Origin of the sequence: Nocardioides nanhaiensis (assembly GCF_039542785.1) — a bacterium.
Lineage (GTDB): Bacteria > Actinomycetota > Actinomycetes > Propionibacteriales > Nocardioidaceae > Nocardioides > Nocardioides nanhaiensis.
In genome coordinates, this window is record NZ_BAABIM010000001.1 from 549,936 (window position 1) to 576,726 (window position 26,791).

General features: G+C 72.0%; 28 protein-coding genes. 15 read left to right on the top strand and 13 right to left on the bottom strand.

The features are described 5' to 3' along the window. The gene (locus tag ABD948_RS02620; RefSeq protein WP_345262493.1) at window positions 1-474 is read left to right on the top strand and encodes a MaoC family dehydratase; all 474 of its coding nucleotides are present in this window, start codon (window positions 1-3) and stop codon (window positions 472-474) included. 102 nt (window positions 475-576) lie between these two features. Here the strand turns inward: ABD948_RS02620 and ABD948_RS02625 are convergent, their stop codons facing one another. From ABD948_RS02625 to ABD948_RS02640, 4 genes are all read right to left on the bottom strand, one after another. Next, window positions 577-1,014 carry a universal stress protein gene (locus ABD948_RS02625; protein ID WP_345262494.1) on the bottom strand — a complete coding sequence of 146 codons (438 nt, stop codon included), beginning with the start codon at window positions 1,012-1,014 and terminating at the stop codon, window positions 577-579. A 36-nt stretch (window positions 1,015-1,050) separates the two neighbouring features. Then, entirely contained in the window at window positions 1,051-1,827 is a 777-nt protein-coding gene (locus tag ABD948_RS02630; RefSeq protein WP_345262495.1) for a crotonase/enoyl-CoA hydratase family protein, read from the bottom strand. Next, a complete protein-coding gene (locus ABD948_RS02635; RefSeq protein WP_345262496.1) occupies window positions 1,824-2,582 on the bottom strand; it encodes an SDR family NAD(P)-dependent oxidoreductase in 759 nt (252 codons plus the stop codon). The genes ABD948_RS02630 and ABD948_RS02635 overlap by 4 nt, the downstream gene beginning before the upstream one ends. A gap of 64 nt (window positions 2,583-2,646) precedes the next feature. Further along, window positions 2,647-3,828, bottom strand: a complete 1,182-nt coding sequence (locus tag ABD948_RS02640; protein ID WP_345262497.1) for a thiolase family protein — start codon at window positions 3,826-3,828, stop codon at window positions 2,647-2,649. Window positions 3,829-3,934: 106 nt separating this feature from the next. Between ABD948_RS02640 and ABD948_RS02645 the strand changes: the two genes are divergently transcribed. Genes ABD948_RS02645 through ABD948_RS02660 form a run of 4 tightly spaced genes read left to right on the top strand, consistent with a single transcriptional unit; the run spans window position 3,935 to window position 7,840 of the window. Beyond that, window positions 3,935-5,110, top strand: a complete 1,176-nt coding sequence (locus tag ABD948_RS02645) for an acyl-CoA dehydrogenase family protein (protein WP_345262498.1) — start codon at window positions 3,935-3,937, stop codon at window positions 5,108-5,110. A gap of 30 nt (window positions 5,111-5,140) precedes the next feature. Beyond that, window positions 5,141-6,271, top strand: a complete 1,131-nt coding sequence (locus ABD948_RS02650; RefSeq protein WP_345262499.1) for an acyl-CoA dehydrogenase family protein — start codon at window positions 5,141-5,143, stop codon at window positions 6,269-6,271. Further along, window positions 6,271-7,020, top strand: a complete 750-nt coding sequence (locus tag ABD948_RS02655; protein WP_345262500.1) for an SDR family NAD(P)-dependent oxidoreductase — start codon at window positions 6,271-6,273, stop codon at window positions 7,018-7,020. The genes ABD948_RS02650 and ABD948_RS02655 overlap by 1 nt, the downstream gene beginning before the upstream one ends. A gap of 19 nt (window positions 7,021-7,039) precedes the next feature. Then, a complete protein-coding gene (locus ABD948_RS02660) occupies window positions 7,040-7,840 on the top strand; it encodes an amidohydrolase family protein (protein ID WP_345262501.1) in 801 nt (266 codons plus the stop codon). 36 nt (window positions 7,841-7,876) lie between these two features. Here ABD948_RS02660 and ABD948_RS02665 read toward each other — a convergent pair whose 3' ends face one another. The 4 genes from ABD948_RS02665 to ABD948_RS02680 are packed head-to-tail and all read right to left on the bottom strand — an operon-like array spanning window position 7,877 to window position 12,490. Further along, entirely contained in the window at window positions 7,877-8,611 is a 735-nt protein-coding gene (locus tag ABD948_RS02665; protein ID WP_345262502.1) for a FadR/GntR family transcriptional regulator, read from the bottom strand. A 52-nt stretch (window positions 8,612-8,663) separates the two neighbouring features. Beyond that, complete coding sequence (locus ABD948_RS02670) at window positions 8,664-9,647, bottom strand: alpha/beta hydrolase (RefSeq protein WP_345262503.1); 984 nt, start codon at window positions 9,645-9,647, stop codon at window positions 8,664-8,666. Further along, window positions 9,644-10,855, bottom strand: a complete 1,212-nt coding sequence (locus ABD948_RS02675) for a CaiB/BaiF CoA transferase family protein (RefSeq protein ID WP_345262504.1) — start codon at window positions 10,853-10,855, stop codon at window positions 9,644-9,646. Before ABD948_RS02675 ends, ABD948_RS02670 begins: the two co-directional genes overlap by 4 nt. A 12-nt stretch (window positions 10,856-10,867) precedes the next feature. Next, a complete protein-coding gene (locus tag ABD948_RS02680) occupies window positions 10,868-12,490 on the bottom strand; it encodes a flavin-containing monooxygenase (RefSeq protein WP_345262505.1) in 1,623 nt (540 codons plus the stop codon). 494 nt (window positions 12,491-12,984) lie between these two features. Between ABD948_RS02680 and ABD948_RS02685 the strand changes: the two genes are divergently transcribed. From ABD948_RS02685 to ABD948_RS02695, 3 genes are read left to right on the top strand one after another with little or no spacing between them, the layout of a single operon-like run. Next, a complete protein-coding gene (locus ABD948_RS02685) occupies window positions 12,985-14,331 on the top strand; it encodes an NAD-dependent succinate-semialdehyde dehydrogenase (protein WP_345262506.1) in 1,347 nt (448 codons plus the stop codon). Between the two features lie 13 nt (window positions 14,332-14,344). After that, window positions 14,345-15,511: an alpha-hydroxy-acid oxidizing protein gene (locus ABD948_RS02690; RefSeq protein WP_345262507.1), complete on the top strand. Its 1,167-nt coding sequence runs from the start codon at window positions 14,345-14,347 to the stop codon at window positions 15,509-15,511. A gap of 53 nt (window positions 15,512-15,564) precedes the next feature. After that, complete coding sequence (locus ABD948_RS02695; RefSeq protein WP_345262508.1) at window positions 15,565-16,137, top strand: hypothetical protein; 573 nt, start codon at window positions 15,565-15,567, stop codon at window positions 16,135-16,137. Window positions 16,138-16,153: 16 nt separating this feature from the next. On the opposite strand, the gene ABD948_RS02700 is transcribed toward ABD948_RS02695, so the two are convergent. Then, entirely contained in the window at window positions 16,154-16,567 is a 414-nt protein-coding gene (locus ABD948_RS02700; protein ID WP_345262509.1) for a PaaI family thioesterase, read from the bottom strand. Window positions 16,568-16,648: 81 nt separating this feature from the next. Between ABD948_RS02700 and ABD948_RS02705 the strand changes: the two genes are divergently transcribed. Then, window positions 16,649-17,440: a hypothetical protein gene (locus ABD948_RS02705; RefSeq protein ID WP_345262510.1), complete on the top strand. Its 792-nt coding sequence runs from the start codon at window positions 16,649-16,651 to the stop codon at window positions 17,438-17,440. 40 nt (window positions 17,441-17,480) lie between these two features. Continuing rightward, window positions 17,481-17,960: an SRPBCC family protein gene (locus ABD948_RS02710; RefSeq protein ID WP_345262511.1), complete on the top strand. Its 480-nt coding sequence runs from the start codon at window positions 17,481-17,483 to the stop codon at window positions 17,958-17,960. Window positions 17,961-17,982: 22 nt separating this feature from the next. On the opposite strand, the gene ABD948_RS02715 is transcribed toward ABD948_RS02710, so the two are convergent. Then, window positions 17,983-18,549, bottom strand: coding sequence for a TetR/AcrR family transcriptional regulator (locus ABD948_RS02715; RefSeq protein WP_345262512.1), 567 nt, complete (start codon window positions 18,547-18,549; stop codon window positions 17,983-17,985). Between the two features lie 61 nt (window positions 18,550-18,610). Between ABD948_RS02715 and ABD948_RS02720 the strand changes: the two genes are divergently transcribed. Together ABD948_RS02720 and ABD948_RS02725 are read left to right on the top strand one after the other, a co-directional pair. Beyond that, window positions 18,611-19,660: an NAD(P)-dependent alcohol dehydrogenase gene (locus ABD948_RS02720; protein ID WP_345262513.1), complete on the top strand. Its 1,050-nt coding sequence runs from the start codon at window positions 18,611-18,613 to the stop codon at window positions 19,658-19,660. 61 nt (window positions 19,661-19,721) lie between these two features. Further along, entirely contained in the window at window positions 19,722-21,083 is a 1,362-nt protein-coding gene (locus ABD948_RS02725; RefSeq protein WP_345262514.1) for a flavin monoamine oxidase family protein, read from the top strand. Between the two features lie 15 nt (window positions 21,084-21,098). On the opposite strand, the gene ABD948_RS02730 is transcribed toward ABD948_RS02725, so the two are convergent. Then, window positions 21,099-21,872, bottom strand: a complete 774-nt coding sequence (locus tag ABD948_RS02730) for a dienelactone hydrolase family protein (protein ID WP_345264445.1) — start codon at window positions 21,870-21,872, stop codon at window positions 21,099-21,101. On the opposite strand from ABD948_RS02730, the gene ABD948_RS02735 reads away from it, so the two are divergent. The 3 genes from ABD948_RS02735 to ABD948_RS02745 all read left to right on the top strand — a co-directional run bounded on the left by ABD948_RS02735 (window position 21,765) and on the right by ABD948_RS02745 (window position 24,259). Then, entirely contained in the window at window positions 21,765-22,385 is a 621-nt protein-coding gene (locus ABD948_RS02735; RefSeq protein WP_345262515.1) for a helix-turn-helix domain-containing protein, read from the top strand. The genes ABD948_RS02730 and ABD948_RS02735 overlap by 108 nt on opposite strands. Before the next feature lie 183 nt (window positions 22,386-22,568). Next, complete coding sequence (locus ABD948_RS02740; RefSeq protein WP_345262516.1) at window positions 22,569-23,711, top strand: glycosyltransferase family 4 protein; 1,143 nt, start codon at window positions 22,569-22,571, stop codon at window positions 23,709-23,711. After that, a complete protein-coding gene (locus ABD948_RS02745) occupies window positions 23,708-24,259 on the top strand; it encodes a DUF305 domain-containing protein (RefSeq protein WP_345262517.1) in 552 nt (183 codons plus the stop codon). The genes ABD948_RS02740 and ABD948_RS02745 overlap by 4 nt, the downstream gene beginning before the upstream one ends. Here ABD948_RS02745 and ABD948_RS02750 read toward each other — a convergent pair. Together ABD948_RS02750 and ABD948_RS02755 are read right to left on the bottom strand one after the other, a co-directional pair. After that, entirely contained in the window at window positions 24,207-25,517 is a 1,311-nt protein-coding gene (locus tag ABD948_RS02750) for a GAF domain-containing sensor histidine kinase (protein WP_345262518.1), read from the bottom strand. The two genes, ABD948_RS02745 and ABD948_RS02750, sit on opposite strands and share 53 nt — an antisense overlap. Further along, entirely contained in the window at window positions 25,514-26,647 is a 1,134-nt protein-coding gene (locus tag ABD948_RS02755) for a fatty acid desaturase family protein (RefSeq protein ID WP_345262519.1), read from the bottom strand. Before ABD948_RS02755 ends, ABD948_RS02750 begins: the two co-directional genes overlap by 4 nt. Between the last annotated feature and the right edge of the window lie 144 nt (window positions 26,648-26,791).

The window sequence follows — 26,791 nt, forward strand, 5'->3', positions numbered from 1 at the left end:
ATGCGCGGTCTGTACTTCGAGGAGTTCGAGGTCGGCAAGGTCTACCGGCACGCCTTCCGCCGGACCGTCACCGAGATGGACAACGTCATGTTTACGTCCCTGACGATGAACGTGGCGCCCATCCACCTCGACGCCGAGCACGCCAAGACGACGATCCACGGCCGCCCGCTGGTCAACAGCCTCTTCACCGTGGCCCTGATCGGTGCCTTCCACGTGCCCGAGCTGACCATGGGCACCACGCTGGGCAACCTCGGGTACGAGGAGGTCAAGTTCCCCGCGCCCGTGTTCCACGGCGACACCCTGCGCGGCGAGACGACGATCCTCGAGAAGCGTGTGTCCAAGAGTCGTGACGACTCGGGGATCGTGTGGTTCGAGCACCGGGGCTACAACCAGGACGACGTGCTGGTGATGACGTGCAAGCGTGCCGGACTGATGATGGTCCTGCCGCCGGACGGACCGCCTCAGGACTCCTGACGACGCCGCGCAGCACCAGGACGTGCGAGAGCCCGTCACCGCCCTTCGGGGCCGTGGCGGGCTCTCGTGCTTGCAGGTCGCGGAACCGGCTCGGACGTCGGCTCAGGACTCGGTGTTGACGATGTGCACGTCGCACGGCGCGTGGTGGGCAACGGCGGCTGGGACGCTCCCGAGCACCCGGGCGATGCCCTGCATGCGCTTGTTGCCGACGACGATCATGGAGGCGCCCAGTCGCTCGGCCTCGGAGATCAGCGCGTCGGCGGGACGGGCCTGCACCGCGGCCGAGGTGATCGCGGTGAGGCGCGGTGCCGACGCAATAAGGTGCTCGGCAGCACTGGCGGCGATCTCGGCGCTCTCCTCCGAGACGGCGACGGCCACCCGCTGGCCCTCGTCGTCCTCGATCTCGGCCACCTGCTCGCGCTGGAAGGCACAGACCACGTGCAGGGGTGCCCCCGTGGCCTGCGCGAGACGTGCGGCGGTCTCAGCAGCGGCAAGTGCTCGCTTGTTGCCGTCCACCCCCACGACGATGGGTGCGGTCATCTCGTCCTCCGTTCGTTGCTCGTCTGAGGCCACCGGTCACTCCCCGGTCCAGGAGGGCGGACGCTTCTCGACGAACGCGCGAGCACCTTCTTGGGCGTCCGCGGAGCGTCGGACCGGGTCGACGACGGCCTCCTGGCGCGCGAACTTCTCCTCGAGCGGCCAGTCGACAGATCTCACCAGCACTTCCTTCGAGGCCGTCAGCGCGAGCGGTGCTCCTGCCGCGACCTCAGCGGCGAGCTCCAGTGCGACATCGAGCGCGGCACCCGCGTCGGCGAGACGGTTGACCAGGTGCACCTCGGCGGCGTCGGTGGCCGGCCACATGCGGCCGGTCAGCACCAGCTCCATGGCCAGGTGGTAGGGGATCCGGTGCTGCAGGCGCAGCAGGCCACCGGCGGCCGCGGTGAGACCGCGCTTGACCTCCGGCAGGCCGAACCTGGCCTCGCGCGAGGCGACCACGAGGTCGCAGGCCAGCACGATCTCGAAGCCTCCGGCCAGGGCATACCCCTCCACCGCCGCGATCAGCGGCTTGCGCGGGGGAGCGGCGACGAGGCCGGCGAAACCACGCCCCTCGACGACCGGTCGTTCGCCGCGGGCGAACCCCTTGAGGTCCATCCCGGCGCAGAACGTGCCTCCGGCGCCGGTGATGACGCCGACCGAGAGGTCGGAGCGCGCGTCGAGTTCGGCCAGGGCCTCGGCGATCTGCTGCGCCATCGCCAGGGACATCGCGTTGCGCGCCGCCGGGCGGTCCATGGTCAGGACGAGGACCCGCCCGCGCGTCTCGACCCGCAGCTCGGGCCGCTGCTCCTCGCTCACCGCGGGCTCATCCGGATCGCGCCGTCGAGGCGTATCGTCTCGCCGTTGAGATAGGGGTTCTCGACGACCTGCTGGGCCATCATGGCGAACTCGTCGGGCTGCCCCAGCCGCGCGGGGTTCGGCACTTGGGCGCCGAGGCCGTCGCGGATCTCCTGGGAGAAGCGGGCGAGGATCGGGGTGTCGAAGACGCCGGGGGCGATCGAGTTGACCCGGATGCCCTTGGTGGCGAGATCGCGCGCCGCCACCAGGGTCATGCCGACGACGCCGGCCTTGGCCGAGGCGTAGGGGATCTGGCCGACCTGGCCCTCCCACGCGGCGACGGAGGCGGTCAGCACGCAGACGCCGCGCTCGCCGTCAACCGGATCGTTGGTCGCCATCCGCGCAGCGGCGAGGCGCAGGCAGTTGAACGTGCCGACGAGGTTGATGTCGATCAGCTGCCGGTAGAGGTCGAGGTCGCCCGGCGTGCCGTCCCGGTTGACCAGGCGGACGGTGCCGCCCTTGCCGGCGCAGTGCACGAGCGCACGCAGCGGCCCGTGCTCGACGGCCAGGTCGAGTGCCGCGTCGACGGCGGCGGGATCGGTCACGTCGCCGTGGGCGAAGCTGCCGCCGATCTCGTCGGCGAACGCGGTGCCGAGGTCGGTGTTGAGGTCGAGCACGACGACGTGAGCACCGGCCTTCGCCAGCCGGCGGGCGGTCGACGCGCCAAGGCCGGACGCGCCGCCGGTGACGAGCGCGGAGGCTCCGTGGACGTTCACTGTGGTCTCTCCTCGTGGGGTCGGGCCGGCGCGCCCCACTGGGGCGTCGCCAGGCGGGCGTGGGTCAGAGGCGCTCGAGGATGGTCGCGTTGGCCATCCCGCCCGCCTCGCACATGAGCTGCAGGCCGAAGCGTTGGTCGTCGTCCTCGAGGGCGTGCAGCATCGTGGTCATCAGCCGGGTGCCGGAGGCCCCCAGCGGGTGGCCCAGAGCGATCGCTCCGCCGCGAGGGTTGAGTCGCGCGGGATCGATGTCGAACTCCGCGAGCCAGGCCAGCGGCACCGGCGCGAACGCCTCGTTGAGCTCGACGTGGGCGATGTCGTCGATGGAGAGGCCCGAGCGGGCGAGCACCTTGTGGGTTGCGGGGATGGGGCCGGTCAGCATCAGCAGCGGGTCGTCGCCGACCACGCTCGTCGCGTGCACGCGCGCCCGTGGCCTCAGCCCGAGGGCCCGGGCGCGCTCGGCCGACATCAGGAGCACCGCGCTGGCGCCGTCGGTGATCTGGGAGGAGTTGCCGGCCGTCACCGACCACGCGATCTTCGGGAATCGCTCGGACAGCTCCTCGGTCTCGAACACGGCACGCAGGCCGCTGAGCTTGTCCACGCTGCTGCCCGGGCGGATGGTCTCGTCACGCTCGAAGCGGCCCTCCGGGGTGTCGATGCCGATGACCTCGCGGTCGAAGCCGCCGGACGCCTGCGTCGCGGCGGCCAGCTCGTGGGACCGAACGGAGTACTCGTCGAGCTCGGCGCGCGAGAGCTTCCAGCGGGCGGCCACGAGCTCCGCGGCCACGCCCTGGGAGACCAGGCCGGGGGAGTAGCGCGCCTGCACGCGCTCGCCGTAGGGGTCGGCGCCCATCCGCGCCGAGCCCATCACCACCCGGCTCATCGACTCGACCCCGCCGGCGACGACGACGTCCTGCTCCCCGGAGCGGATGGCCTGGACGGCGAAGTGCACCGCCTGCTGGCTCGAACCGCACTTGCGGTCGATGGTCGTCGCGGGCACGTGCGCCGGCAGGCCGGCACCGAGCCAGGCCATGCGTCCCGGCGTCGCCGACTGCTCACCGACCTGTGACACGCACCCGACAATGACGTCGTCGACCTCCGCGGGGTCGAGTGCGGGGGAGCGCTCCATCAGGCTCTGCAGCGTCTGCGAGAGCAGGTCCACCGGATGCACCTGTGCGAGGCCGCCACCGGCCTTGCCTTTGCCGCTCGGGGTCCGGATCGCGTCGACCAGCACCACGTCGTCCATCTCCACCTCCTCGTCCAGGTAATGCTTATCATGATTCGCACGAGTTGGGCCAGAGCCCTTGACGCTGCCCGGCGACAAATCTAGGATAATGATTACTAACGAGGAGGTGAGTGCCGTGCTCATGGTCGACGAGGACCCCGAGGTCGCAGAGATCCGCAGCCTGGCCGCGCAGGTGGCGCGGGAGGTGTACGCGCCGATGGCCGAGGAGCTGGACGTCAACCGGACCCCCATCCCGCTGGAGGAGCGCCTTCGTCTAGGCGAGCTGGGCTTCCTGGGGATCGCCCACCCCGAGGAGTACGGCGGCTCGGGAGCGCCGCTCTCGCACGCGCTCGCCGTGGTGGAGGAGCTCGGCAAGGTCTGCCGGCCGGCGGCCTTCCAGGTCTTCGAGGCCAACACCGGCCCGGCTCAGGTGGTCACGCACCTGGGCACCGAGCAGCAGAAGCGCGACTGGCTGCCCGACATCATCAGCGGTCGCAAGACGATGGCGGTCGCCATCTCCGAACCCGACGCCGGCTCGGCCGCGACCGACCTGCGCACCAGCGCCAAGCGCGACAACGGCGGCTACGTCATCAACGGCAGCAAGCGTTGGATCTCCAACGGCGGGGAGGCCGACCAGTACCTGGTGTACTGCCGGCTGACCGAGGCTCCGGGCTCCAAGGCCATCGGTGCGATCGTCGTCGAGAAGGAGATGACCGGCTTCTCAGCAGGCGCCTCCGAGCGGCTCATGGGTTTCCGCGGCATCCCGAGTGCGGACCTCTACTTCGACGCCGTCGAGGTGCCTGCCGAGAACCTCGTGGTGCCGGCCGGCGACTTCGGCAAGCTGTTCGGCATCTTCTCGATCGAGCGGATGGGCAACACCACGATGAGCCTGGCCATCGGCCAGGCGGCGCTGGACGCCACGCTGCGCTACGTCGAGGAGCGCCAGCAGTTCGGCAAGGACCTCGTGGAGTTCCAGAGCATCCAGGTGATGCTTGCCGACATGGTGCTGCAGGTACAGGCCGCGCGTCTCCTGCGCGACCAGGCCGCCGCCAGCGCGGTGGCCACCGGCATCCCCGACCCGCTCAAGGTCTCGCTTGCCAAGTGCACCGCCAACGAGATGGCCAAGCGCGTCACCGACCTGGCCATGCAGATCCACGGTGGGAACGGCTACACCGAGGAGTACGGCATCGAGCGGATGCACCGTGACGCCCACGGCTGGGCCATCGCCGGCGGCACGCCCACGATGCAGCGGATCCGGATCGTCTCCGAGGTCCTCGGACGTCGGTTCGACCAGCGCCGCTGAGGCGCCGGTCCCCTGAGGGAGGATGAGCAGATGTTCGACCTGAACGAGGAGCACCGCCGCGTGCAGGCGGTCGCCCGTGGGGTGGCCGCGGCCGTGGAGCCGTTCGCCGACGAGGCCGACGAGTACACCGAGGTGCACCCGAAGGTGCGCGACCTCCTGCGCGAGAGCGGCTTGGTGCGTCACGTCGTGCCGGCGGCCTTCGGCGGCGCCTCGGAGGTCCTGGACCCGCTGACGATCGCCGTCGTGCGCGAGGCGCTGATGGGCAGCTCGGCGCACGCCGACTCGATGTTCGGGATGCAGGGGGTGGGCAGCTACTCCCTCTCGGTCGGCGGCAGCGAGGAGCTCAAGCAGCAGTGGCTGCCGCTGGTTGCCTCGCTCGACGCCATCGCCGGCCTCGCCCTCACCGAGCCCGACGTCGGCTCGGACCTGCGCGCCGTCAGCACGCGCGCCGTGCTCGACGGCGACGAGCTGGTCGTCGACGGGCGCAAGTCCTTCATCACCAACGGTGGTGCAGCGGACTTCTACTGCACGCTCGTCCGTGAGGACGACGGTTGGTCGATGGTCCTGGTCCCCGCGGACACCCCCGGGGTGAGGGCCGAGCAGGGCTCGGACCTCATCGCGCCGCACATCCTGGGCGAGCTCACCTTCGACGGTGTGCGGGTGCCCGTGGGCAACCGGCTCGGCGAACCGGGCAAGGCGTTCTCGCTGATGCTGCAGACCCTGGCGGTCTTCCGAGTCACCGTCGCGGCATCCGCCGTGGGCCTGGCGCAGGCCGCACTCGAGGAGTCGCTGGCCCACGCACAGTCCCGCCAGCAGTTCGGCAAGCCGCTCATCGAGCTCGGCGCGGTGTCGCAGAAGCTCGCGCAGTCCTGGACCGACGTCGAGGCCGCCCGTGCCTTCGTCTACCGCGCGGCCGCGCTCGCTCAGGCCGACCCGCTCGGCCACCTCGACTACTCCTCGATGGCCAAGGTCCACGCGACCGAGGCGGCCGCCGCCGTCGTCGACCGGTCGATGCAGACGATGGGCCGCTTCGGGCTGGTCCGTGGCTCCAAGATCGAGCGGCTCTACCGCAACGCGCGACCCCTGCGTGTCTACGAGGGCGCCACCGAGGTGCTGCTGGACTCCCTGGCCCGCCGGATGAGCAAGAAGGGCCTGCGCTGATGGACCTCGGCCTGCGCGACACCGTCGTCCTCGTCACCGGCGCCAGCCGCGGACTCGGCGCGGCGATGGCGCTGGAGCTGGCTCGGGAGGGGGCGACCGTCGTCGCCGCCGCTCGGTCGAAGGACAGCCTGGCCGAGGTCGCTGCGCACGGCGAGGGCCGGATCTCCACCGCGACCGTCGACATGCGCGACGAGGACTCCGTCCGCGCCCTGGTGCCGGAGGTACTGGCCCGCCATGGGCGCGTCGACGCCCTGGTCAACAACGCCGGCATCGCGCCGGCCGGCAAGTTCGCCGACCAGGACCCCGCCGTGTGGAAGGACGCGATGAGCGTCAATGTCCTCGCGCCGATGATGCTCGCCCAGGCAGCGGGTGTCCGGATGATCGAGCAGGGAGGCGGCCGCATCGTCAACGTCGCCTCTACGACCGGCCTGCGCGGCAAGCCGTTCCTGGTGCCCTACTCCACCTCGAAGGGGGCGGTCGTCCGCTTCACCGAGGCCCTGGCCGCGGAGTGGGCTGCGAAGAACGTGCAGGTCAACTGCATCGCACCCGGTGCCTTCGTCACCGAGGCCCAGAAGGCCGTCACCCAGTCGCCGGACCTGCTCGCCAAGCGGGTGGCCAAGATTCCCGCCGGCCGGATGGCCGATCCCTCTGAGATCGTCCCGCTCACCTGCCTGCTGGTCTCCCCGCGCTCTCCGTTCACCACGGGCGCCGTCTTCGTCGTCGACGGCGGCGAGTCCGGCAAGCTGTGACCCACCTCGAGGAGAACGCGTGATCATCGACGCCCACGCCCACGTCTGGCCCGACAAGATCGCCGGGCTGGCGCTCTCGGCCAACCGACTCCCCGACCTGCGGGCCCGCGGTGACGGCACCGTAGGAGGACTGACGGCCGACATGGCGGCCAGCGGCGTCGACCTGAGCTGCTGCTTGGGGATCGCCAACGAGGCGCGCCACGTCGACTCGGTCAACCGCTTCGTCGCCGATCTCACCGGGCCCGGCCGCTTCGGCTTCGGCACCGTGCACGTCGACCTCCCGGTCGAGGAGAACCTGGCGAGCCTGCGCCGCCATGGCGTGACGGCGGTGAAGATCCATCCGCTCTTCCAGGGCTTCGCCCTCGACGACCCGCGGCTGTGGGCCATCCTGGAGGCCTTCGGCGACGAGATCGCGGTCATCACCCACGTGGGGGAGGGCGGGTCCGCCGAGGCGAACCGGCTCTCCAGCCCGCGGATGATCGCCGACATCGCCCGGCAGTTCCCGGCCCTGCGTCTGATGGCCTGCCACTTCGGCGGCTACAAGATCCTCGACGACGCCGAGGAGATGCTGGCCGGCGCCGACGTCGTGCTGGAGACCTCGTGGCCGCCCTCGCTCAAGACACTGCAGCCCGACCGGGTTCGTCGCCTCATCCGCAACCACGGAGCCGAGCGCATCGTCTTCGGCTCGGACTGGCCCATGACCAGCCCGGCCGAGGAGATCGAGGCGATCTCCGCACTCGGACTCACCGACGACGAGACCAAGCGGGTGCTGGGTGGCACGCTGGCACGCGTGCTCGGCATCGACTCGCCCTGGGTCTGACCCCTCGGTGCGTCGACGACGCACGGGCGTCCGAGCTCAGGCCTGCCAGACGATGGGGGCGGCGAGCACGTCTGGGAACTTCTTCTCCGCGTAGGTGAGGTATTGCGAGATGTGGTCGCGCATGGCCTCGGCCGACGCCTCGGGGTCGCGGGTGGCGATCGCGTCGTAGATGCTCGTGTGGGCCTTGACCACCGCCAACCGGCGCACCTCGGGGTAGTCGATGCCGATCGCCGAGCCGTCCAGGATCCCCAGAAGGGCGTCGACGAGGAAGCCGAACATGGCATTGCCCGAGCCGCGGGCGATGACGTCGTGGAAGCGCTTGTTCTCCTCCAGGAACACGACCTGGTCGTCGATGTGTTCCGCCATCGTGTCCACGCTGGCGCGCAGGTCGAGTAGCTGCTCGTCGGACATGCGCTCGGCCGCCAGCTGGGCCATCATCGGCTCGAGTCCGCCGCGCGCCTCGGCGATCGTGCGGAAGGGCGCGTTCGAGAATTGCAGCAGCAGGGTCAGCGAAGTCGCCAGGCTGGTGGCGTCCGGCTGCTGCACGACGGGCCCCCCGCCCGGGCCGGGCTTGAGGGCGATGACGCCTTGGAGCTCCAGGAAGCGCAACGACTCGCGGAGGGTCCCGCGGCCGACCTCGTACTCCTCGAGCATGATCCGCTCGGGCGGCAGCCGGTCGCCGACGGTGTTGCCGCGCCGGTTGATGTCGCCCACGATCCGCTGGGCGAGCAGCATCGCGGTCTTCTGGGGTCGCGTCGGCACGGTCGTCATCGGGACTCCCTGGATGTCGGCGGCGAGACCTGAGTGGCCCCTTCACGGTGCATCATAGGCAGAGTTTCGGCGCGGCGGTGGTCTCCGCCTGCGGCCACGCCGCGTTGGCGGCCCGCACCAGCCCTGCCAGCGCCTGACGAGCGGCCGCGCACGCACCAGTCACCCGCAGAAAACCGTGACACAGGGTCGCGTGCTGTTGCACGCTCACTCGCACTCCAGCGTCGGCCAGTCGTTGCGCGTGAGCCAGCCCCTCGTCGTGCAGTGGGTCGTGGCCGGCAAGCACGAGGTGTGTGGGCGGGTGTCCGGGCTGGACCGGAACGGAGCCTGGCAGGAGGTCCGGTGCGGAGACCTCGACGCCAGCGCGCCGGGACCCGCCGCCCGAGGTGTAGTGGTCCCAGAACCACTGCATGTCGTCACGTCCGACCGGGAAGGCGTCGGCGCACCGGTCGTAGGAGGCAGTCGCGCCCACCCGACCCAGCACGGGGTAGACGAGCAGCAGCAGGGCCGGGGGCGCGCCGCGCGCGACAAGACGATGAGTCAGGGCGGCGGCGAGGTGACCGCCAGCGCTGTCGCCGCCCAGGGCAAGCGGGCCGTCGCCGAAGCAGCCCTCGGCCCACCGCCAGGCTCCGTCCAGGTCGTCGAGGCCTACCGGGAAGGGATGTTCGGGCGCCAGCCGGTAGTCGACGCTGACGACGCGCAGCCCCACCCCGACGGCCAGGTGCCGGCACAGCTCGTCGGAGTACTCCAGGTCGCCGGTCACCCAGCCGCCGCCGTGCGCGTAGACCAGGGTCCCGCGGCAGGCCTCCGGCTCGTAGACCCTCACGCGCACCGGCGGTCCGTCGTCCTGAGGGTCCAGGTCGAGTGTGGGCACCTGCGGGCCGTCGCTGCACAGGCGATCGCCTGCCGTCACCCGAGCCCGCGCCTCCTGCGGTGAGAGCCGCACGAGCGGCGGACCCCCGGCAGCCGCGGCCCCCAGCCTCAGGGTCTCGAGCTCCGGGTCGAGTGGAGCGGCAGCCGGCTGCTTGGGGGCGGTCATGCCCCGGCGCTCACGACCCCGGCCGCGCTCAGCTCCGCGAGCTCCTGATCGCTGGTGCCCAGAAGCCCCGAGAGGACGCTGCGGGTGTGCTCGCCGACGGTCGGGACACCGTCGTAGGTGGGGCCGTCGTAGTCGCGAACGTGGAGGACCGGTCCCGGCGTCAGCGCCGGCCCCAGCACGGTTCCGGCCAGGTCGACCAGGGTGCGTTCGAGGAAGTGCTGGTCCTTCACGATGTCGCTCGAATCGTTGACCGCAGCCGCGACGACCTCGTGCTCGTCGAGGATGCGTAGGGTCTCGTCGCGGGGACGGGCGCGGACCCAGGCCACCACGATCTCCTGCAGCGAGTCGTTGTTGGCCATTCGTGCCGTGTTGGTCGCGTACCGCTCGTCGGTCTTGAGGTCGGCACGCCCCATCGCGTCGAAGAGTCGCATCGCGATCGCCTGGTTGCTGGCCGCGATCGAGAGCCAACTCCCGTCGGCGCTCTCGTAGATGCCTCTGGGCGATGCTGCGCCAGAGGCGTTGCCGTGCCGCTTCATCACGGTGCCGGTCGCCGTGTAGTTGAGCACCGCGTCGCCCAAGATGAACATCAGCGGCTCGTAGAGAGCGACGTCGACCTCGGTGCCGTGTCCGGAGATCTCGCGACGGTAGAGGGCCATCGCGGTGCCGAACGCCGCGGAGATGCCGGCGATGGAGTCAGCGAAGCCGAAGGGTGGCGAGGTCGGCGGGGTGTGCGGCCATCCGTTGAGGTAGGCGTAGCCACTCGCGGTCTCGGCGACCGTGCCGAAGCCGGGACGCTCTCGGTAGGGGCCTGTCTGGCCGAAACCGCTGACCCTGGTCATGACCAGGCCGGGATTCTCTTCCGCCAGCTCCTTGTACGACATCTGCCAGGCCTCCATGCGGCCGGGACGGAAGTTCTCGATGAGCACGTCGGCGCCGCTTACCAATCCTCGGACCAGGTCGCGCCCGCGCTCGGACCGCATGTCGATGCCCACCGAGCGCTTGCCGGAGTTGAGCCTTGCGAAACCGATGGACAGTCCCTCGTGCGCGGGCTGCCACTGGCGCGCGAAGTCACCCTGGCGCGGGTCTTCGACCTTGATCACCTCGGCGCCGAAGTCGCGGAGCATCCGACCTGCGGTCGGGGCGGCGTACATCGAGCCGAGCTCGACGACCTTGACGCCGGCGAGGGGGGCGGTGCTGGTGTCGCTCACTGGTCTCTCCGATCAGGACGGTGCGGTGCTGAGTGTGAAGCCCTCGTAGTCCTGGGCAGCGACACGGTCGCAGATGTCGCGGTAGTGACCCACGCCGCCGAGGTAGAGGGCGAAGACACGTGGCTTGCCAGGCACGTTGGCGCCGAGGTACCAGGAGTTGCCCTGCATGAACAGGGTGGGAGCCGCGACGTCGTAGACCTCCTGCGTCCAGCGCTCCTGGGCCTCGAGCTCGGCCTCGGCGACGTCGAGGCCGTTCTTGTACAGGTACTGCACCAGGTCGGTGATCCACTCGACGTGCTGTTCGATGGACACCAGCACGTTGGAGATGACCGAAGGGCTGCCCGCGCCGGCGACGACGTAGAGGTTCGGGAAGCCGTGGGTGCTGATGCCCAGGTAGGTGGCGGGGCCGTCGGCCCAAGCCTCCTCCAGGGTGCGGCCGTCCTTGCCGCGCAGGTCGATGGCGAACAGCGGCCCGGTCAGCGCGTCGAAGCCGGTGGCCAGCACTAGCACGTCGAGCTCGTGGCGGCGACCGCTCTCGAGGACGATGTCACGGCCCTCGACGCGCGCGATGGGGTCCGCCGCGACGTCGACGAGGTCGACGTCGGGACGGTTGAAGGTCGTGTAGTAGTCGATCTCGAGCACGAGACGCTTGGAGCCGAACGGGTAGCCCTTCGGGCACAGCTTCTCGGCGGTCTCGGGGTCCTCGACGATGTCGCGGATACGATCGCGCACGAACGCGCCGGCCTTCTCGGCGGCCTGCTCGTCGAAGCGGAAGTCCCGGTAGGCCGCGAGGATGTCCGGGCCGCCGTTCTCCCAATGGCGCTGGAAGGTCTCGTGCAAAGCCTGTGGGTCTACGTCGAGCGCCGACTCGGTGCCGATCTTGCGGTGCGTGCCGCCGGGGTGGTGGCGCGCAGCCTCCCGGTACTCCTGGAAGCGGCTCTTCAGGTCGGCCACGTAGTCCGGATCAAGGAGCTGGTTGCGAGCGGGGATCGCGTAGTGCGCCGTGCGTTGGAAGACTGTGGTGAGGGCTGCCTGCTTGGCGACCTGCGGGATCGTCTGGACGCCCGAAGAGCCGGTTCCGATGACACCGACCCGGCGCCCGCTCAGCTCGACACCGTCGCGCGGCCAGTCACCGGTGTGCACGAGCTGCCCGGCGAAGTCGGCGATGCCCTCGATGGCGGGCAGCTGCGGCTTGGACAGCTGGCCGCTCGCCATGATGACGTGTCGGGTGTTGATGCGGTCACCACGGTCGGTGTTCACCCGCCAGAGGGCAGCGTCGACGTCCCAGTGCATGCTGACGACTCGCGTCGAGAAGGAGATGTCAGGGCGGAGGGCGAGCCGGTTGGCCACGAAGCGGATGTAGCGCAGGATCTCCGGCTGCGCCGGGTAGCGCTCGGTCCACGTCCACTCCTGGACGATGCTGTCGTCGAAGGAGTAGCAGTAGTCGACGCTCTCGATGTCGCACCGGGCGCCGGGGTAGCGGTTGCGGTACCAGACGCCCCCGAGGTCGTCGTCGGCCTCGACGACGTGGACAGACCTCCCCATCTGACGCAGGCGATGGAGGCTGTAGAGCCCCGAGAACCCAGCGCCGACGACGAGTACGTCGAGGTCGGTGGGGACAGTGCAGGTAGCCACGGCATCCTCCTAAACAATGCTTATGAATATTAGCATTGCGTGACAGCGCGCCACAAGATCGCTGCACGCGCTCATTGGCAGCAGTCACACGCGCATTCGTGGTCCGAGACCTCGTGGTGAGCAAGGCTGCGCCAGGCTAAGTAGTCGGGGTCGGGGTGTGTCACCCAGTGGAGGTACAAGCGTTCTGGTCTGGCCGCAGTGGTCCAGTAGTGGACCGGCCAGTCACGTAGTGCATGGCGCGACGGCGTCGTGGGCTCGCAGGCTGGCGTGCTGGGCCGTTCACTGGCAAGCCCACCGCGCGGCGTCGTGGGCTCGCAGGCTGGCGTGCTGGGCCGTTCACTGGCAAGCCCACCGCGCGGCGTCGTGCTGGGCTCTCCGCGCTCGGGGATCTTCTCCGCGGGTGGTGCCCGGGGGATCGACCGGTCACGCGCTCCTCGTCGTCGGCACCACCGCCGCAGTAGCGTCGGCACCGTCCCTTCGACCCAGGAGCACCCATGAGCCTGTACGCCGTCACCGACCCCGCCACCGGCGAGGTCGTGAAGACCTACCCGACCGCCACCGACGCCGACGTCGAGGCCGCGGTCGCCGCGGCGCACGGCGCCTTCCGCAGCTGGTCGAAGGGCTCGACGGTGGCCGAGCGGGCCGCCCTGGTGGGACGGGTCGGCGAGCTGCACACCGAGCGCCGGCAGGCGCTGGCCGAGACCGCCCGGCGCGAGATGGGCAAGCCGCTGGAGGAGTGCCTCGGCGAGGTCGACTTCTGCGCCGCCATCTACGCGTTCTACGCCGAGAACGCCGAGCGCTTCCTGGCCGACGAGACGCTGGACCTGCTCGAGGGGGAGGGCTCCGCGGTGGTGCGGCGCAGCGCGGTGGGTGTGCTGCTCGGGATCATGCCGTGGAACTTCCCGACCTACCAGGTCGCGCGGTTCGCCGGGCCCAACCTGGCGCTGGGCAACACGATCGTGCTCAAGCACGCCCCGCAGTGCCCCGAGTCGGCCGAGATGCTCGAGGCCATCTTCCGCGACGCGGGCTTCCCCGAAGGCGCGTACGTGAACCTCTACGCCACCAACGAGCAGGTCGAGGGCATCATCGGCGACAAGCGCGTGCAGGGCGTCTCGCTCACCGGCTCCGAGCGTGCCGGGGCCGCCGTCGCCGAGATCGCCGGCCGCCACCTGAAGAAGGTCGTCCTCGAGCTCGGCGGCTCCGACCCGTTCCTGGTGCTCGGCACCGACGACCTCGACGCCACGGTCGAGCAGGCCGTCTCGGCCCGCCTCGACAACACCGGCCAGGCCTGCAACGCCGGCAAGCGGTTCATCGTCGTCGCCGACCTCTACGACGCGTTCCTCGAGAGGTTCACCGCGAAGATCCTCGACGCGGGCGACGGCATCGCGCCGCTCTCCTCGCAGGCCGCGGCCGAGCGCCTCGGTGAGCAGGTCGACCGCGCCGTCGAGCAGGGGGCGCACCTCGAGACCCGCGGCGAGCGCCACGGCGCCTTCTTCCCGCCAGGCGTCCTCACCGGTGTCAAGCCCGGTCACGACGCCTTCCACGAGGAGCTCTTCGGTCCCGTCGGCATCGTGTTCAAGGTCGCCTCCGAGGAGGAGGCCGTCGAGCTCGCCAACGACACGCCCTTCGGGCTCGGCTCCTACGTCTTCACCGACGACGCCGAGCAGGCCCAGCGCGTGGCCGACCGTATCGAGGCCGGCATGGTCTTCGTCAACGGCGTCGGCGCCGAGGGCGCCGAGCTGCCCTTCGGTGGCGTCAAGCGCTCCGGTTTCGGCCGAGAGCTCGGTCGGTTCGGCATCGACGAGTTCGTCAACAAGAAGCTGATCCGCACGGTCGGCTGAGCGGACACCTGCGGTGAGCAACTACGGCGACTGGCAACTCGGCACCTACCTCGCGGGCCTGGAGGGCACCCGGCCTGAGATCCCCATGCACTTCGCCGAGCTCGCGCGGCGGGCGGAGGAGCAGATGCCGCCGGAGATCTGGTCCTACGTCGCGGGTGGGGCCGGCGACGAGCACACCCAGGACGCCAACGTGCGCGCCTTCCAACGCTACGGCCTGATGCCCCGGATGCTCACCGGCGCCGGGGAGCGCGACCTGTCGGTGGAGGTGTTCGGCGAGCGCTGGCCGCACCCGCTGATGCTGGCCCCGGTCGGCGTCATCGCGCTCTGCGAGGCCGAGCGGCACGGTGACCTGACCACGGCCCGCGCCGCCGACTCGGTCGGCATCCCGATGATCGCCTCCACGCTGATGGAGGACCCGCTGGAGGACGTGGCCGCGGCCCTCGGTGGGACCACCGGGTGGTTCCAGCTCTACCCGCCGAACGACCGCGAGCTCACCGAGAGCCTGGTGCGGCGCGCGGAGGCCGCGGGCTACCGGGCGATCGTCGTCACGCTCGACACCCTGACGCTGGGGTGGCGTCCCCGCGACCTGTCCATCGCGAGCTTCCCGCAGCTGGGTGGGCTGTGCCTGGCCAACTACGTCAGTGACCCGGTGTTCCGCAGCCGGCTCGCGGTGCCTCCGGAGGAGGACATGACGGCGGCGACGATGCTGTGGGCCTCGATCTTCGGCAACCCCCGGCTCTCGTGGGACGACCTCGCCTGGCTGCGCTCCCTGACCTCGCTGCCGATCCTGCTCAAGGGCATCTGCTCACCCGACGACGCACGCCGGGCCGTCGATGCCGGGGTGCAGGGCATCTACTGCTCCAACCACGGTGGGCGGCAGGCCAACGGTGGGCTGCCGGCGATCGACTGCCTGGCCGACGTGGTCGACGCTGCAGGTGACCTGCCGGTGGTCTTCGACTCGGGGGTGCGCAGCGGCGCCGACGTCGTCAAGGCGCTCGCGCTGGGCGCCACGACCGTGGCGGTGGGCCGGCCCTACGCCTACGGGCTGGCCGTGGCCGGGCAGGCCGGCGTCGAGCACGTCGTGCGGTGCCTGCTGGCCGAGACCGACCTGATCATGGCGATCGACGGCTACCCGACGATCGCCAGCCTCGAGCGCTCCGCGCTGCGCGAGGTCCGGTAGGGAGGTGACGACGCGGGCTGGCGTCGGTCCACACGATGGGTGAGGGTGACCTCGTGGACGCCCCGAAGAAGTACCCCCACGCCGACCTGGCCGCAGCCAGCGAGGCGGTTGCCCGCGGATGGGCGCTGCTGGTCGGCGTCGGGGCCGCGCTGGCGCTCCCGGCGGTGTACCTGACCCGCGACGACGGCGACGAGTACGCCGACGACCTCAACAACCCCGCCACGCTGTTCAGCACGATCCCGCGCGTCGTCTTCCGCTCCGTCGACGCCTTCCAGCGAACCGGGTCCGGCAACCTCGACCTCAAGCTCGTGCTGCTACGGATAGCGCTCATGCTGACGCTGGTGGGGCTGCTCGTGGCCGCGGTCCTGGCCGTGCGGTGGATCGCGCGGGGCAGCCTCGAGTCGGTCCCGGCCGCTGTGCGGGTGCTGACCGGTCTGTCGCTGATCGTGTCGAGCGTGCTGGCCGCGCTGGTGTGCGGGCAGATCGAACGGCCCGACGAGGACGGGCTGGGGCTCGTGCTCGGGGTCGACGCCGGCGGCGGGCTGCTTATGGCGCTGTTCTGCGCGGCCGTGCTGCTGGCGAGCGTGGTCGGGCACCGCTGGAGCATCGCGCAGCGGCACGAGTGAGAGCGCGGGGACGAGGTCAGACGGCGACGACGGCCTTGACCACCTGACCGGTCGCGACGACCTTCTCGCCCACGAGCAGCCGACCGGAGAGGAACGCCTGGGTGCGGCCGAGCCGGTCGACGACCGCCTCCACGCGGACGACGTCGCCGGTGCGCGCGGCGGCGATGATCGAGGAAGCGGTGCTCACCGTGACGGCGTGCCGGTCCAGCGGCAGCCGCGGCAGCAGCGCGAGGAAGCCCGCGACGTCGAGCAGGAGCGGCACGAGTCCGCCGTGCAGGACCCCGGCCGGGTTCACGATCCCGGGGCCGACGGTGACCTGGACGCCGGCGGCGGGGTCGCCGTCGTCGACCAGGGCGATGCCGAGGGCGCGGTGCAGCGGCAGGCCCAGCACCTGCTCGAGCACCGCGGCGGTGCGCTCGTCGGGTGTCATCACGCCTCCTGGAGATCGGTGCTCGGACCGTACCCAGCCTCGGTCGCAGGCGGCTCGCCACCCCAGTCGTAGCCTGGGGGAGTGAGCACCAGCACCCGTACCGGCACCCGCCGCGCCGACGCGGCCACCGACCAGCACCGGCCGCTCGCGTGGGCGGTGCTCGCGACGGCGGTCCTCCAGGTGGTCGCGCCGGTGGTGACCATCAACGGGCCGGGCGCCTCGCCGGGCAGCGGATCGGGCGCAGAGCTCCTGATCACCCCCGTGGGCTGGGCGTTCTCGATCTGGGGCGTCATCTACACCCTGGCGATCGTGCAGGCCGTCTCGGCGCTGGCGAGCAGCGGAGTCCGGGTCTCGCGTCGCTTCCAGGTGGACCAGGTGGTGCTCTACCTCGCGGCCGTGCTGTGGATCCTCATGGCTGCCCTCGACAGCAGCACGCTGACCTTCCTGGCGCTGGCGGTGATGTTCGGTGCCGCGGTCGACGGCGTGCTGACCCTCGCCCGCACCGGGGTCGAGCCGCGACGCCACGGACTGCTCACCCGGGCCGCCTTCGGCCTGTTCGCCGGCTGGGTCTCGGCCGCGTTCTTCCTCAACCTCTCGACCGCGCTGGTCGGGTGGGGCGTGGTCGAGGCCGACCAGGTCGGCTGGCAGCTCGTGGTGGTGGCCGCCGCGACCCTCACCCTCGCGGCGCTGGTGCTGCGCACCCGCCTGGTCGCCTACGCCGCCGCCGGGCTCTGGGCGCTGATGGGCATCATCGTCACCGGCGCCTCCGAGGACACCACCGCGGTGGTGGTGGCCGGCGCCATCGCCGCCGTGGTGCTCGCTGGGACCGCCGTCGTCGCCCTGCGCGGCGCGAGCACACCTCACGCCCACTGACACCGCCACTGACACCACCACTGACGCCGAGGGAGAACCCGTGACCCAGCTCGAGGACCTGCGCAACACCGAGACCGTCCAGGTCGCGGCGTCGCCGGAGGTGGTCTACGCCCTGGTCTCCGACGTCAGCCGCACCGGTGAGTGGAGCCCGACCTGCCGCGAGTGCCGCTGGGAGGAGGGGGAGCCCGCCACGGTGGGCGCCGTGTTCGTCGGGCGCAACGAGACCCCGGAGCGCACCTGGGAGACGCGGTCGCGCGTCGTCGTGGCCGACCCCGGCACCGCCTTCGCCTGGCACGTCGGCGAGGGCTTCGTGCACTGGCGCTACGAGCTCGAGGCCGCCGACGGCGGCACCCGGCTGACCCAGCGCTGGGAGGTGCTGCCCGCGGGTGTGGAGCGCTTCGAGGAGCTCTACGGCGAGGAGGCCTGGACCCAGCTCGAGCAGCGCCGGAGGAGCGCGGTCGACGACATGCCCCTCTCCCTGGCCACGATCAAGGCCATCGCCGAGCGCGACGCCTCCTGACCCACCCCCTCATCCGCCTCCCTCAGGAGGCGGTGAACGCGCGGTCGACGGCGCGCGCGAGCGCTGCTCTCCGTCGCTCGTGGACGGCCTCGGGCTCGTCGCCGGAGGCGACCGTCATGATGGCGGCCTGCGCCCAGGTGGCGGCCATCGCGACGAGGAGGGCCCACAGGTCGCGTGGGTCGTAGGAGTCGTCGAGGCGGCCGCGTGCCTGGGCGCCCGCGAGGGCGGCGTACTTGTCGTCGTCGTGCTCGTCGCCGGTGAAGAGGTCGCCCGTGGGCGTGCGCTCGAGTCGCGCCCACACCACGAGCCGCACCAGCTTCGCGTCGGCGACGTAGCGGTCGTAGAGCCGCACCGCGTAGCCGGGCAGGTCGTCGGCGTCGAACGGGACGGCGTCGGTGAAGTGGCCGACGTGGTGGGTGAACGCGGCGTCGAAGAGTGCCTCCTTGTTGCCCACGTGGGCGTAGAGCTGCGCCTTGTTGATCGAGGCCTGGGCGGCGATGCGGTCGATGCGCGCCCCCGCGATCCCGTGCGCCGCGAACTCCTGCACCGCCGCCTCGACGATGCGCTGCCTCGTGGGTGCCTCCGCCATGGCCCGGACTGTACCCAACCAGGCAGTTGGTTGAATCCAACCAACCGGTTAGTGTTCTCGCATGACCGCCACGCGCACGACCACCGCCCTCCTCAAGTCCGACGCCGCCGCCCGCCTGACCCCCACCGCCATCACCCGCCGCGCGCTGCGCGACGACGACGTGCAGGTCGCGGTCAGCCACTGCGGCATCTGCCACACCGACCTGCATGCCCTGCGCGGGGGCGGTGGCCCGTGGCCGCTCGTGCCCGGGCACGAGTTCGTGGGCGAGGTGACGGCCGTCGGCCCCGGCGTCACCGCGTTCGCCGTGGGTGACCCCGTCGCCGTCGGCAACATCGTCGACTCCTGCGGCACCTGCGACATGTGCGTGCGCTCGCAGGAGAACTGCTGCCGGGAGTTCCCGCTGCTCACCTACGGCGGCACCGACGCCGAGGGTGCGACGACGCTGGGAGGCTGGAGCACCTCCTTCGTGGTCCGGGAGAGCTTCTGCTACCGCCGGCCCGCGAGCCTCGACGCGGCCGCGGTCGCGCCACTGATGTGCGCCGGCGTCACGGTCTGGGTCCCGCTGCGAACGCTCGGCGTCGGTCCGGGCACCCGGGTCGGCGTGGCCGGCGTCGGCGGCCTGGGCCACCTCGCCGTCAAGCTCGCCGTGGCGCTCGGGGCCGAGGTCACCGCGATCACCGGCACCGCCGCCAAGGTCGTGGAGCTGCGGTCGCTGGGCGCCACCCGCGTGCTCGTGACCAGCGACGCCCCCGCGATGGAGCAGGCGCGCGGGTCGCTCGACGTCGTCGTGGACTGCGTGCCGGTGGCCCACGAGCTGGCGCCCCTCCTCGACGTGCTCGACCTCGACGGCACTCTGGCCGTCGTCGGCTTCCTGGGCTCGTTCGACGTCGACGTGATGGACCTCCTCATGGGGCGCAAGCGGCTGCTGGGCAGCGGCAGCGCGGGTCGTGGCTCGACCCAGGAGCTCCTCGACTTCTGCGGCGAGCACGGCATCACCGCCGACGTCGAGGTCGTGCCCACCGCCGACGTCGAGCAGGCGCTGGAGCGCCTGGGCCGCGGCGACGTGCGCTACCGCTTCGTGCTCGACCTGGCCGACCTGCGACCCGCCTGACGGCGGTACCGTCGTCTCGTCCGGCCGGGTGGTCGGACGGGACGGTGAAGGGGTGTGGACGATGGCGGCGACAGGGGAGTGGGACGTCGACGTGGTGGTCGTGGGCGCGGGCGTGACCGGCCTGACGGCGGCCTACCGCCTGCACCAGCACGGGCGCAGCGTCGTGGTGCTGGAGGCGCGCGACCGGGTGGGCGGCCGGCTGCTCACCGAGGAGCGCGACGGCGTCCGGCTCGAGGTGGGCGGCCAGTGGGTCTCACCCGACCAGACCGCGCTGCTGGGCCTGCTCGACGAGCTGGGTCTGGAGACCTACGAGCGCTACCGCGCCGGTGCCTCGCTCTACATCGGGCGCGACGGCGAGCGGCGGCAGTTCACGGGCGACGCCATGCCGGTCTCCGAGAGCACTGCTCGCGAGATGGACCGCCTGACCGTCGAGCTCGACCGTCTGGCCGCGCAGATGGACCCGCTGTCGCCGTGGGAGCACCCCGACGCCGAGGCGCTCGACCGCGTCACGTTCGCAGCCTGGCTCGAGCAGCAGACCGACGACGTCGAGGCCCGCGACAACATCGGGCTCTACATCGGCCCCGCGATGATCACCAAGCCCACCCACGCGTTCTCCGCGCTCACCGCCGTGCTGATGGCCTCGAGCGCCGGTGGCTTCAGCCATCTCCTCGACGCCGACTTCATCCTCGACCGCCGGGTGGCGGGAGGGCTGCAGAACGTGCCGCTGGAGCTGGCCGCGCGCCTGGGGGACCGCGTGCGGCTCGGGTCGCCGGTCACGCGGATCGCCTGGGACGACGCCGGTGTCGAGGTGCACACCGCCGACGCGGTCCACCGTGCCGGCCGCGCGATCCTCGCCGTCCCGCCCACGCTGGTGAGCCGCGTGACCTTCGAGCCGCCGCTGCCGGCCGTGCACCAGCAGATGCGCCAGCACCAGTCCTTCGGGCTCGTGCTCAAGCTCCACCTCACCTATGCGACACCGTTCTGGCGCGACCACGGGCTCTCGGGCACCGGCTTCAGTCCCTACGAGACCGTCCACGAGCTCTACGACAACACCAACGAGGACCTCGCCACCGCCGGCGACGCCCGCGGCACGCTGGTCGGCTTCGTCTCGGACGTGCGCGCCGACGAGCTGCTCGCGCTGTCGGCGGCGGAGCGGCGCGAGCAGGTGCTCGCCTCGGTGGCCCGCTACCTGGGTGAGCAGGCGCTCGATCCCGAGGCCTACTACGAGAGCCCCTGGATGGCCGAGGAGTGGACCGCCGGCGCCTACGCCACCAGCTTCGACGTCGGCTCGCTCACCCGCTACGGCCCGCACCTGCGCGAGCGAGTCGGCCCGCTGGCGTTCGCCAGCAGCGACGTCGCCGGGCTGGGCTTCCAGCACGTCGACGGCGCGATCCGGATGGGCGAGGCGGCCGCGGAGGACTGAGCCGAGCCCGGTGGGTCAGACGCCTGCCAGGAGGGCCAGCGCGCGCTCGACGAGCTGGTCGGTGGCGGCGGCGTCGAACTCGGGCAGCGAGGAGTCGCTGAACAGGTGTGCGTCACCGGGGTAGAGGAACAGCTCGGCGTCCCCGGGGGCGGCGTCCACCAGCGCCCGGGCGGCGGCGAGGTCGCCGTCCTCCTCGGCGAAGAACGGGTCGGCGTCCATGCCGTGCACCTGCACGGGCACCCCGGCCGGCCAGCTCTGGCCGAACTCCGCGACCGGCAGGCAGCCGTGCAGCAGCAGCGCGCCGCGGGCGCCGGGTCGGGTCTGGGCCAGCTGCTGCGCCGGCATCACGCCCATCGAGAGCCCGGCGTAGACGACCCCGGGGGAGTCGAGGGCGTCGGCCGCCGCGACCCCGCACTCGGCGATGGCGCCGAACCCGATGCCGCGTGCGTGCGCCATGCCCTCCTCGATCGTGGGGAAGGTGTGGCCCTCGAACAGGTCGGGGGTGTGCACGGTGTGGCCCGCCGCGCGCAGTCGGTCGGCCAGCGCGACGACGCCCGTCGTCAGGCCCTGCACGTGGTGGAACAGCACGACGTCGGCCATGGTCGGCTCCTCGGGGGTCGGTGGGTAGAGAAGAACGAACCAATTCTTTGGAACGTTCTGTGACAGTAGTCTGAGGACGCCATGAGAGACAACCCCCCGCCGGGCTACGAGCTGGCCGACCGGCTCGCGCTGACGACGCCGGAGCAGGTGCGCGCGCTGGGCAACCCGCTGCGCACCACCGTGCTGCAGCTGCTCCTCGAGCGGGCGGCCACGGTCACCGAGCTGGCCACCGCCCTCGGGCGCCCCAAGAGCACGGTGGCGCACCACGTGAAGGTGCTGGCCGAGGCGGGGCTGCTGCAGGTGGTGTCGACCCGGCGGGTACGCGCCGTCGAGGAGCGCTTCTACGGTCGCACGGCGCGCCTGTTCTACGTGCCGGCGGCGGTGGCCGCGGGGGGCGCGGCCGGACGCGGCGGCGGGACCGACTTCAACGACTTCGAGGTCGCGGCCCGCGAGTCGGCGCCGGCCTTCGAGGAGGGCCGGCTGTGGGGCTTCGTCCGCCACGCCCGGATCAGCGAGCAGCAGGCCGGTGAGTTCTGGGAGCGGATGGCGGCGCTCGTGCGCGAGTTCGAGGAGCTGCCCCGCGAGGGCGACACCGTCTACGGCTTCGCCGTCGGCGTGTACCCCACCGACCACCCGCGGCTGCCGGAGGCGCACGAGCGCCGAGGCAGGAGGGCCGCCCCGGGGGCGGCTACAGTGGAGTGACGACCGCAAGTGCCTGCCCGTGCCGTGGCCCACGGTGATCACGGGAGCCACCAGCGGCGACACCCGAGCGGCGGCGCGATGTTCTCGCGACAGCACCCCAGTCCCCGGCTCCCTCCCTCCCAGACCGTCGCCCCGGGCGCGCGGGGCCTCGAACCACCGGGGTCGGCCCCGACGATCTCCTTCGTGTGGTCGCCCGGCGAGCGGCTCTCGGCGGGCACCGGAGGCTCGGAGAACTACACCGTCGGTCACGTGCGCGAGCTCCTCCGTCGCGGCGTCGCCGCCCGGGTCGTCACCGTCGGCCGGGGGGAGGACGACGGGCGCGCGGGCTTCCCGGACGTGCCCTTCCACGCCCTGGACCACTTCGGCCAGGTCGCCGAGCTGGACGACACGGTGGTCTTCGTCAGCGAGGCCCCGGCGGTGCGCACCCGCCGGCCCGCCTTCCAGGTCCTGCACGTGCCCCCAACGCTGCGGGCGCGCAAGCGCGCCCAGGTGGCGCAGGCCACCCGGGACCGGACGCTGATCGCGACCAGCCGCTACGCGGCGGGGCTGTGGGCGCACTTCCTCGACGTCGACCTCGAGACCGTCCACGTGGTCCACCCCTTCGCGGAGCCGGTCTTCGCCACGGTGCCCCGGCCGCCGCCCGCCGCCGGGCGCCAGCGGGTCCTGTACGCGGGGCGGCTGACGCCGGAGAAGGGCATCTACACCCTGCTGGCCATGCTGCACAGCGACCTGGTGGCCGGTGACCCGTCCCTGAGCTTCACGGTCACGACGGCGGGCACCGACCGCCCGCAGGGCCGGATCATCGCCGCGATGCTGCGCACCCACCCGGGCGTCGACCTCGTCGAGGCGCGGACGACGCCGGCCGGGATGGCCGCACTGATGGCCGAGCACGACGTCGTGGTGATGCCCTCGAACGGTCAGTACTGGCACGAGACGTTCGGCATCGTCTCGATCGAGGCCCAGCACGCCGGCTCCCGGGTGGTGGCCTCGGACGACGGTGGCCTGCCCGAGACCCGCTGCGGCGCCCTGGACCTGGTGGAGCCCGACCACGCCGAGGCGCTCGCCCACGGTGTGGTCGCGGCGCTCGCCCGGGGTCCGGTGCCCGCGGCCCAGCGGCTGGCGGCCGCCTGCCGCTTCACGCTCGCGGCGTCGGTCGACGCGCTGCTCGCGGTGCTGACCGGCCCGGCGACGCTGACGCCCCACCTGGTCGTGCAGGAGCTGGAGGCGCTCATCGAGCTCCCCTCCCCGATCCCGGCCGCGCTTCCCGTGGCCGTCCCCCTCGGCGCACACCCCGTGCGCCCCCAGCCCCTGGAGACGTTGCGATGACCCAGCCCCCGAGCCCGACCCGGACCGCACCGGTCGCGCGGTACCGGCTCAACCCCGAGGACCTCCGCTACCTGCGCGGTGAGCTCGCGGCGTTGCGCCAGGCGCGAGCGCCGAGCCTGGCGGCAGCCGTGGCCGCCGGGGACCCGGCGGTGCGAGCGCTGGCCGAGCAGGTCGGCGAGGTGCAGCTGCAGGGCATCCGCGCCCTGGTGGCGCTCCTGCGCGCCGAGGGTGTGCACGAGCTGGGCGGAGCCGAGCCGGCACCGGCTGACCGGCACGATGCTGCGGAGGCCGCGCCGGCGTCGCTGCCGCTGTCGGGCGCGGACCTCGACCTCGCTTTCGTCGCGCTGCTCGGGGAGCAGGCGCGCGCAGCCATCGTGCGCGCCAGCGCCGAGATGACCGGGGGCATGGATGCGGGCTGCCGCGGGCAGGCCGAGCAGACCATCCGCGACAGCTGGCGGGACCTGGCGGTCCTCGCCGATCTGGCACGGCGTCTGCTCAGTCCGGGCGTGGTCGACTCTCCGTCGGGCGCGCCGGCTCCCACGGCCTGAGTCGCTCCGGGTCGGCGAGGGCCGGCCCGCGCTGCCCGGGCTCGAGGAGCAGCGGCAGGTCGACGGTGAACACCGACCCCTCACCGAGCTGGGACCGCACGGAGATCTCGCCGCCGTGGTGCCGCGCCACGCTCGCCGCGATCGCCAGGCCGAGGCCCGAACCCTCGATGCGGGCGCTGCGGGCGCTCCGTGTGCGGTAGTGCCGGGTGAAGAGGTGGGGGAGCTCGTGGGCCGGGATGCCCGGACCGTCGTCGCTGACCTGCACGTGGGCCCGGGTGGCGACGACGGCGAGGCTGCAGTGCACCCGGCCGCCGGGCGGGGTGAACTTGAGGGCGTTGCCCACCAGGTTGGTCATCAGCGACTCCAGGTCCTGCTCGTCCCCGAGCACGGCGACCCGACGGTGCGGGACGGCGAACTCGGTCTCGATCCCGTGACGCAGGACGACGGGGGCGACGGCGGTCTCGACGGTGCGCACCACGGCGGCCAGGTCGACCTCGACGTGGCCGGACGCGTCGCGACGGTCGGGTCCCTGCGCGGACACCAGGTCCTCGGCCAGCGAGCCCAGCCGCAGGGTGTTGCGGTGGATGGCCTCGAGCCAGCGCTGCTGGTGGCCGCCCAGCTCCAGGTCGGCCTCGGCGAGCATCTCGAGGAAGCCGGTGATGCTCGTCAGGGGTGTCCTCAGCTCGTGGGCCACCGTCGCGACGAGGTCGCGCTGCGCCTGCCGGGCCTGGGCGTTGAGCACGTGGGCGGCGGCCACCTCGGCCAGGAGGTGGGCCAGGTGCAGGTCCTCGGACCGGAGGTCCCCGGGGTGGCTGCGCACGAGCTCGAGGGTGCCGACGCACCCGCGGTCGCCGTGCAGCGGCAGCACGTCGACCGCGAGGAGCCCCTCGCTGCGTGCGTAGCCGGCGAATGTCGGGAAGCGGTCGTCGGTGGTCAGGTCGCTGATGCTGAGCGCCTCGCCGCTGCGCAGCACGGTGAGGGAGGGACTCGGCTCACCGCTCCCGAGGTGCGAGAGCAGCTCGTGGTAGCAGGCGGCCAGGTGGCCGGAGGCTGCGGTGACCGCGGGGTCGGCGTCGGCGGAGGCGAGCGAGACCCCCGCGGCGTCGACGCGCAGCAGGCCCGCCACACCGTGGACCGCCAGGTCGAGCAGGTCGTGGAGCGCGGTCGGCCCGGCCAGCGTGCGGGTGAGGTCGAGCAGAACCTGGACGGTCCCGTCCGGGTGGGACGCCGGTCCGCCGGTCTGCGCCTGTGCGCTCACCGGGAGCCCGCTCGCCCCGGGATCCACCGGCGGGGGGAGACACCGGCCCCGGGCAGGGACAGGCGGAGGACCTTGTGCCAGGCGCTCGCCAGCTGACGGTGGAAGGGGGCGACGTGGTAGCGGAGCCCGTGGTCGTCGAAGACGGCGCGCACCGTGGGGGCGATGCGGGCGTAGTGGTTGCTCGGCAGGTCGGGGAAGAGGTGGTGCTCGATCTGGTGCGAGAGGTTGCCGGCCATCAGGTGCAGCAGCGGCGGGCCGGAGATGTCGGCGGAGCCGAGCATCTGCCGCACGTACCACTCCCCGCGGGTCTCCTCCTGGGGGAGGGCGGACCGGGTGAAGGTCTCGACCCCCTCGGGGAAGTGCCCGCACATGATCACCGAGTGGCTCCACACGTTGCGCAGCAGGCACGCCGTCGCGTTGGCGCTCAGCGTCGATCGCCAGCCGGGACCAGCCGCCAGGGGGTGGATCACGAAGTCCTTGAGCAGCTGTCGCCGGGCTTGCAGGAGCAGTGCTCTCAGATCGGTGCGCTGCTCCGCCGTGAGGGGCTCTCCGGTGCGCAGCGACTCGCCGACGCGGGAGTCGAACAGGGCGATGCCGTACTCGAAGATGCAGGCGGTCACGAGGTTCCACACGGGTTGCAGGAGGTGCACCGGGTGCCAGGGCTGGTCCTCGTCGACGCGCATGACCCCGTAGCCGAGGTCGTCGTCCTCGCCCAGGATGTTGGTGAACGCGTGGTGCCGCACGTTGTGGGAGCGCTGCCACTGATCGGGCGGTGAGACGTGGTCCCAGCGCCAGGTGGTCGAGGAGATCGCGGGGTCGCGCATCCAGTCCCACTGACCGTGGAGCACGTTGTGCCCGATCTCCATGTTGTCGAGCACCTTGGCGACCGCGAGGGTCGCGGTGCCCACCCACCAGGCGGGTCGTGAGCGGGCGCCCAGCAGGACCACCCGGGCGCCCACCTCGAGCAGCGTGTGGGCGCGGACGAGCCGACGGATGTACCGGGCGTCCGCCGCGCCGAGGCTCTCGAGCACCTCGGCGCGGATGGCGTCCATCCGCTCACCGATCGCCTCCACGTCCTCGGGGCCCAGGTGCGGCGCGGCAGCAGCGCCGGTCGGGGGTGCGTCGATCATCGCCATGGTGCCTCCGGGAGCAGGCTGGTACCTGTGCCGGGTCCGGGGCACGGCCGCGAGGGACGGCCGACACCACGGTAGCCCGATCCTCGCGCCGGCGCAGCGTGACCTGGACGTTCTTCACCAGCGTCGGGTCGGGCGCGC

Excerpts from the sequence above, each read along its gene's own strand:
- ABD948_RS02640 (WP_345262497.1), bottom strand. The coding sequence starts at position 3,828 with ATGGACGACGTGGTGCTGGTCGACGCGATCCGGACCCCGAGCGGCAAA.
- ABD948_RS02700 (WP_345262509.1), bottom strand. The coding sequence starts at position 16,567 with ATGACACCCGACGAGCGCACCGCCGCGGTGCTCGAGCAGGTGCTGGGC.
- ABD948_RS02670 (WP_345262503.1), bottom strand. The coding sequence starts at position 9,647 with ATGACCGCCCCCAAGCAGCCGGCTGCCGCTCCACTCGACCCGGAGCTC.
- ABD948_RS02715 (WP_345262512.1), bottom strand. The coding sequence starts at position 18,549 with ATGGCGGAGGCACCCACGAGGCAGCGCATCGTCGAGGCGGCGGTGCAG.
- ABD948_RS02625 (WP_345262494.1), bottom strand. The coding sequence starts at position 1,014 with ATGACCGCACCCATCGTCGTGGGGGTGGACGGCAACAAGCGAGCACTT.
- ABD948_RS02720 (WP_345262513.1), top strand. The coding sequence starts at position 18,611 with ATGACCGCCACGCGCACGACCACCGCCCTCCTCAAGTCCGACGCCGCC.
- ABD948_RS02725 (WP_345262514.1), top strand. The coding sequence starts at position 19,722 with ATGGCGGCGACAGGGGAGTGGGACGTCGACGTGGTGGTCGTGGGCGCG.
- ABD948_RS02685 (WP_345262506.1), top strand. The coding sequence starts at position 12,985 with ATGAGCCTGTACGCCGTCACCGACCCCGCCACCGGCGAGGTCGTGAAG.
- ABD948_RS02665 (WP_345262502.1), bottom strand. The coding sequence starts at position 8,611 with ATGACGACCGTGCCGACGCGACCCCAGAAGACCGCGATGCTGCTCGCC.
- ABD948_RS02735 (WP_345262515.1), top strand. The coding sequence starts at position 21,765 with ATGAGAGACAACCCCCCGCCGGGCTACGAGCTGGCCGACCGGCTCGCG.
- ABD948_RS02620 (WP_345262493.1), top strand. The coding sequence starts at position 1 with ATGCGCGGTCTGTACTTCGAGGAGTTCGAGGTCGGCAAGGTCTACCGG.
- ABD948_RS02655 (WP_345262500.1), top strand. The coding sequence starts at position 6,271 with ATGGACCTCGGCCTGCGCGACACCGTCGTCCTCGTCACCGGCGCCAGC.
- ABD948_RS02755 (WP_345262519.1), bottom strand. The coding sequence starts at position 26,647 with ATGATCGACGCACCCCCGACCGGCGCTGCTGCCGCGCCGCACCTGGGC.
- ABD948_RS02745 (WP_345262517.1), top strand. The coding sequence starts at position 23,708 with ATGACCCAGCCCCCGAGCCCGACCCGGACCGCACCGGTCGCGCGGTAC.
- ABD948_RS02650 (WP_345262499.1), top strand. The coding sequence starts at position 5,141 with ATGTTCGACCTGAACGAGGAGCACCGCCGCGTGCAGGCGGTCGCCCGT.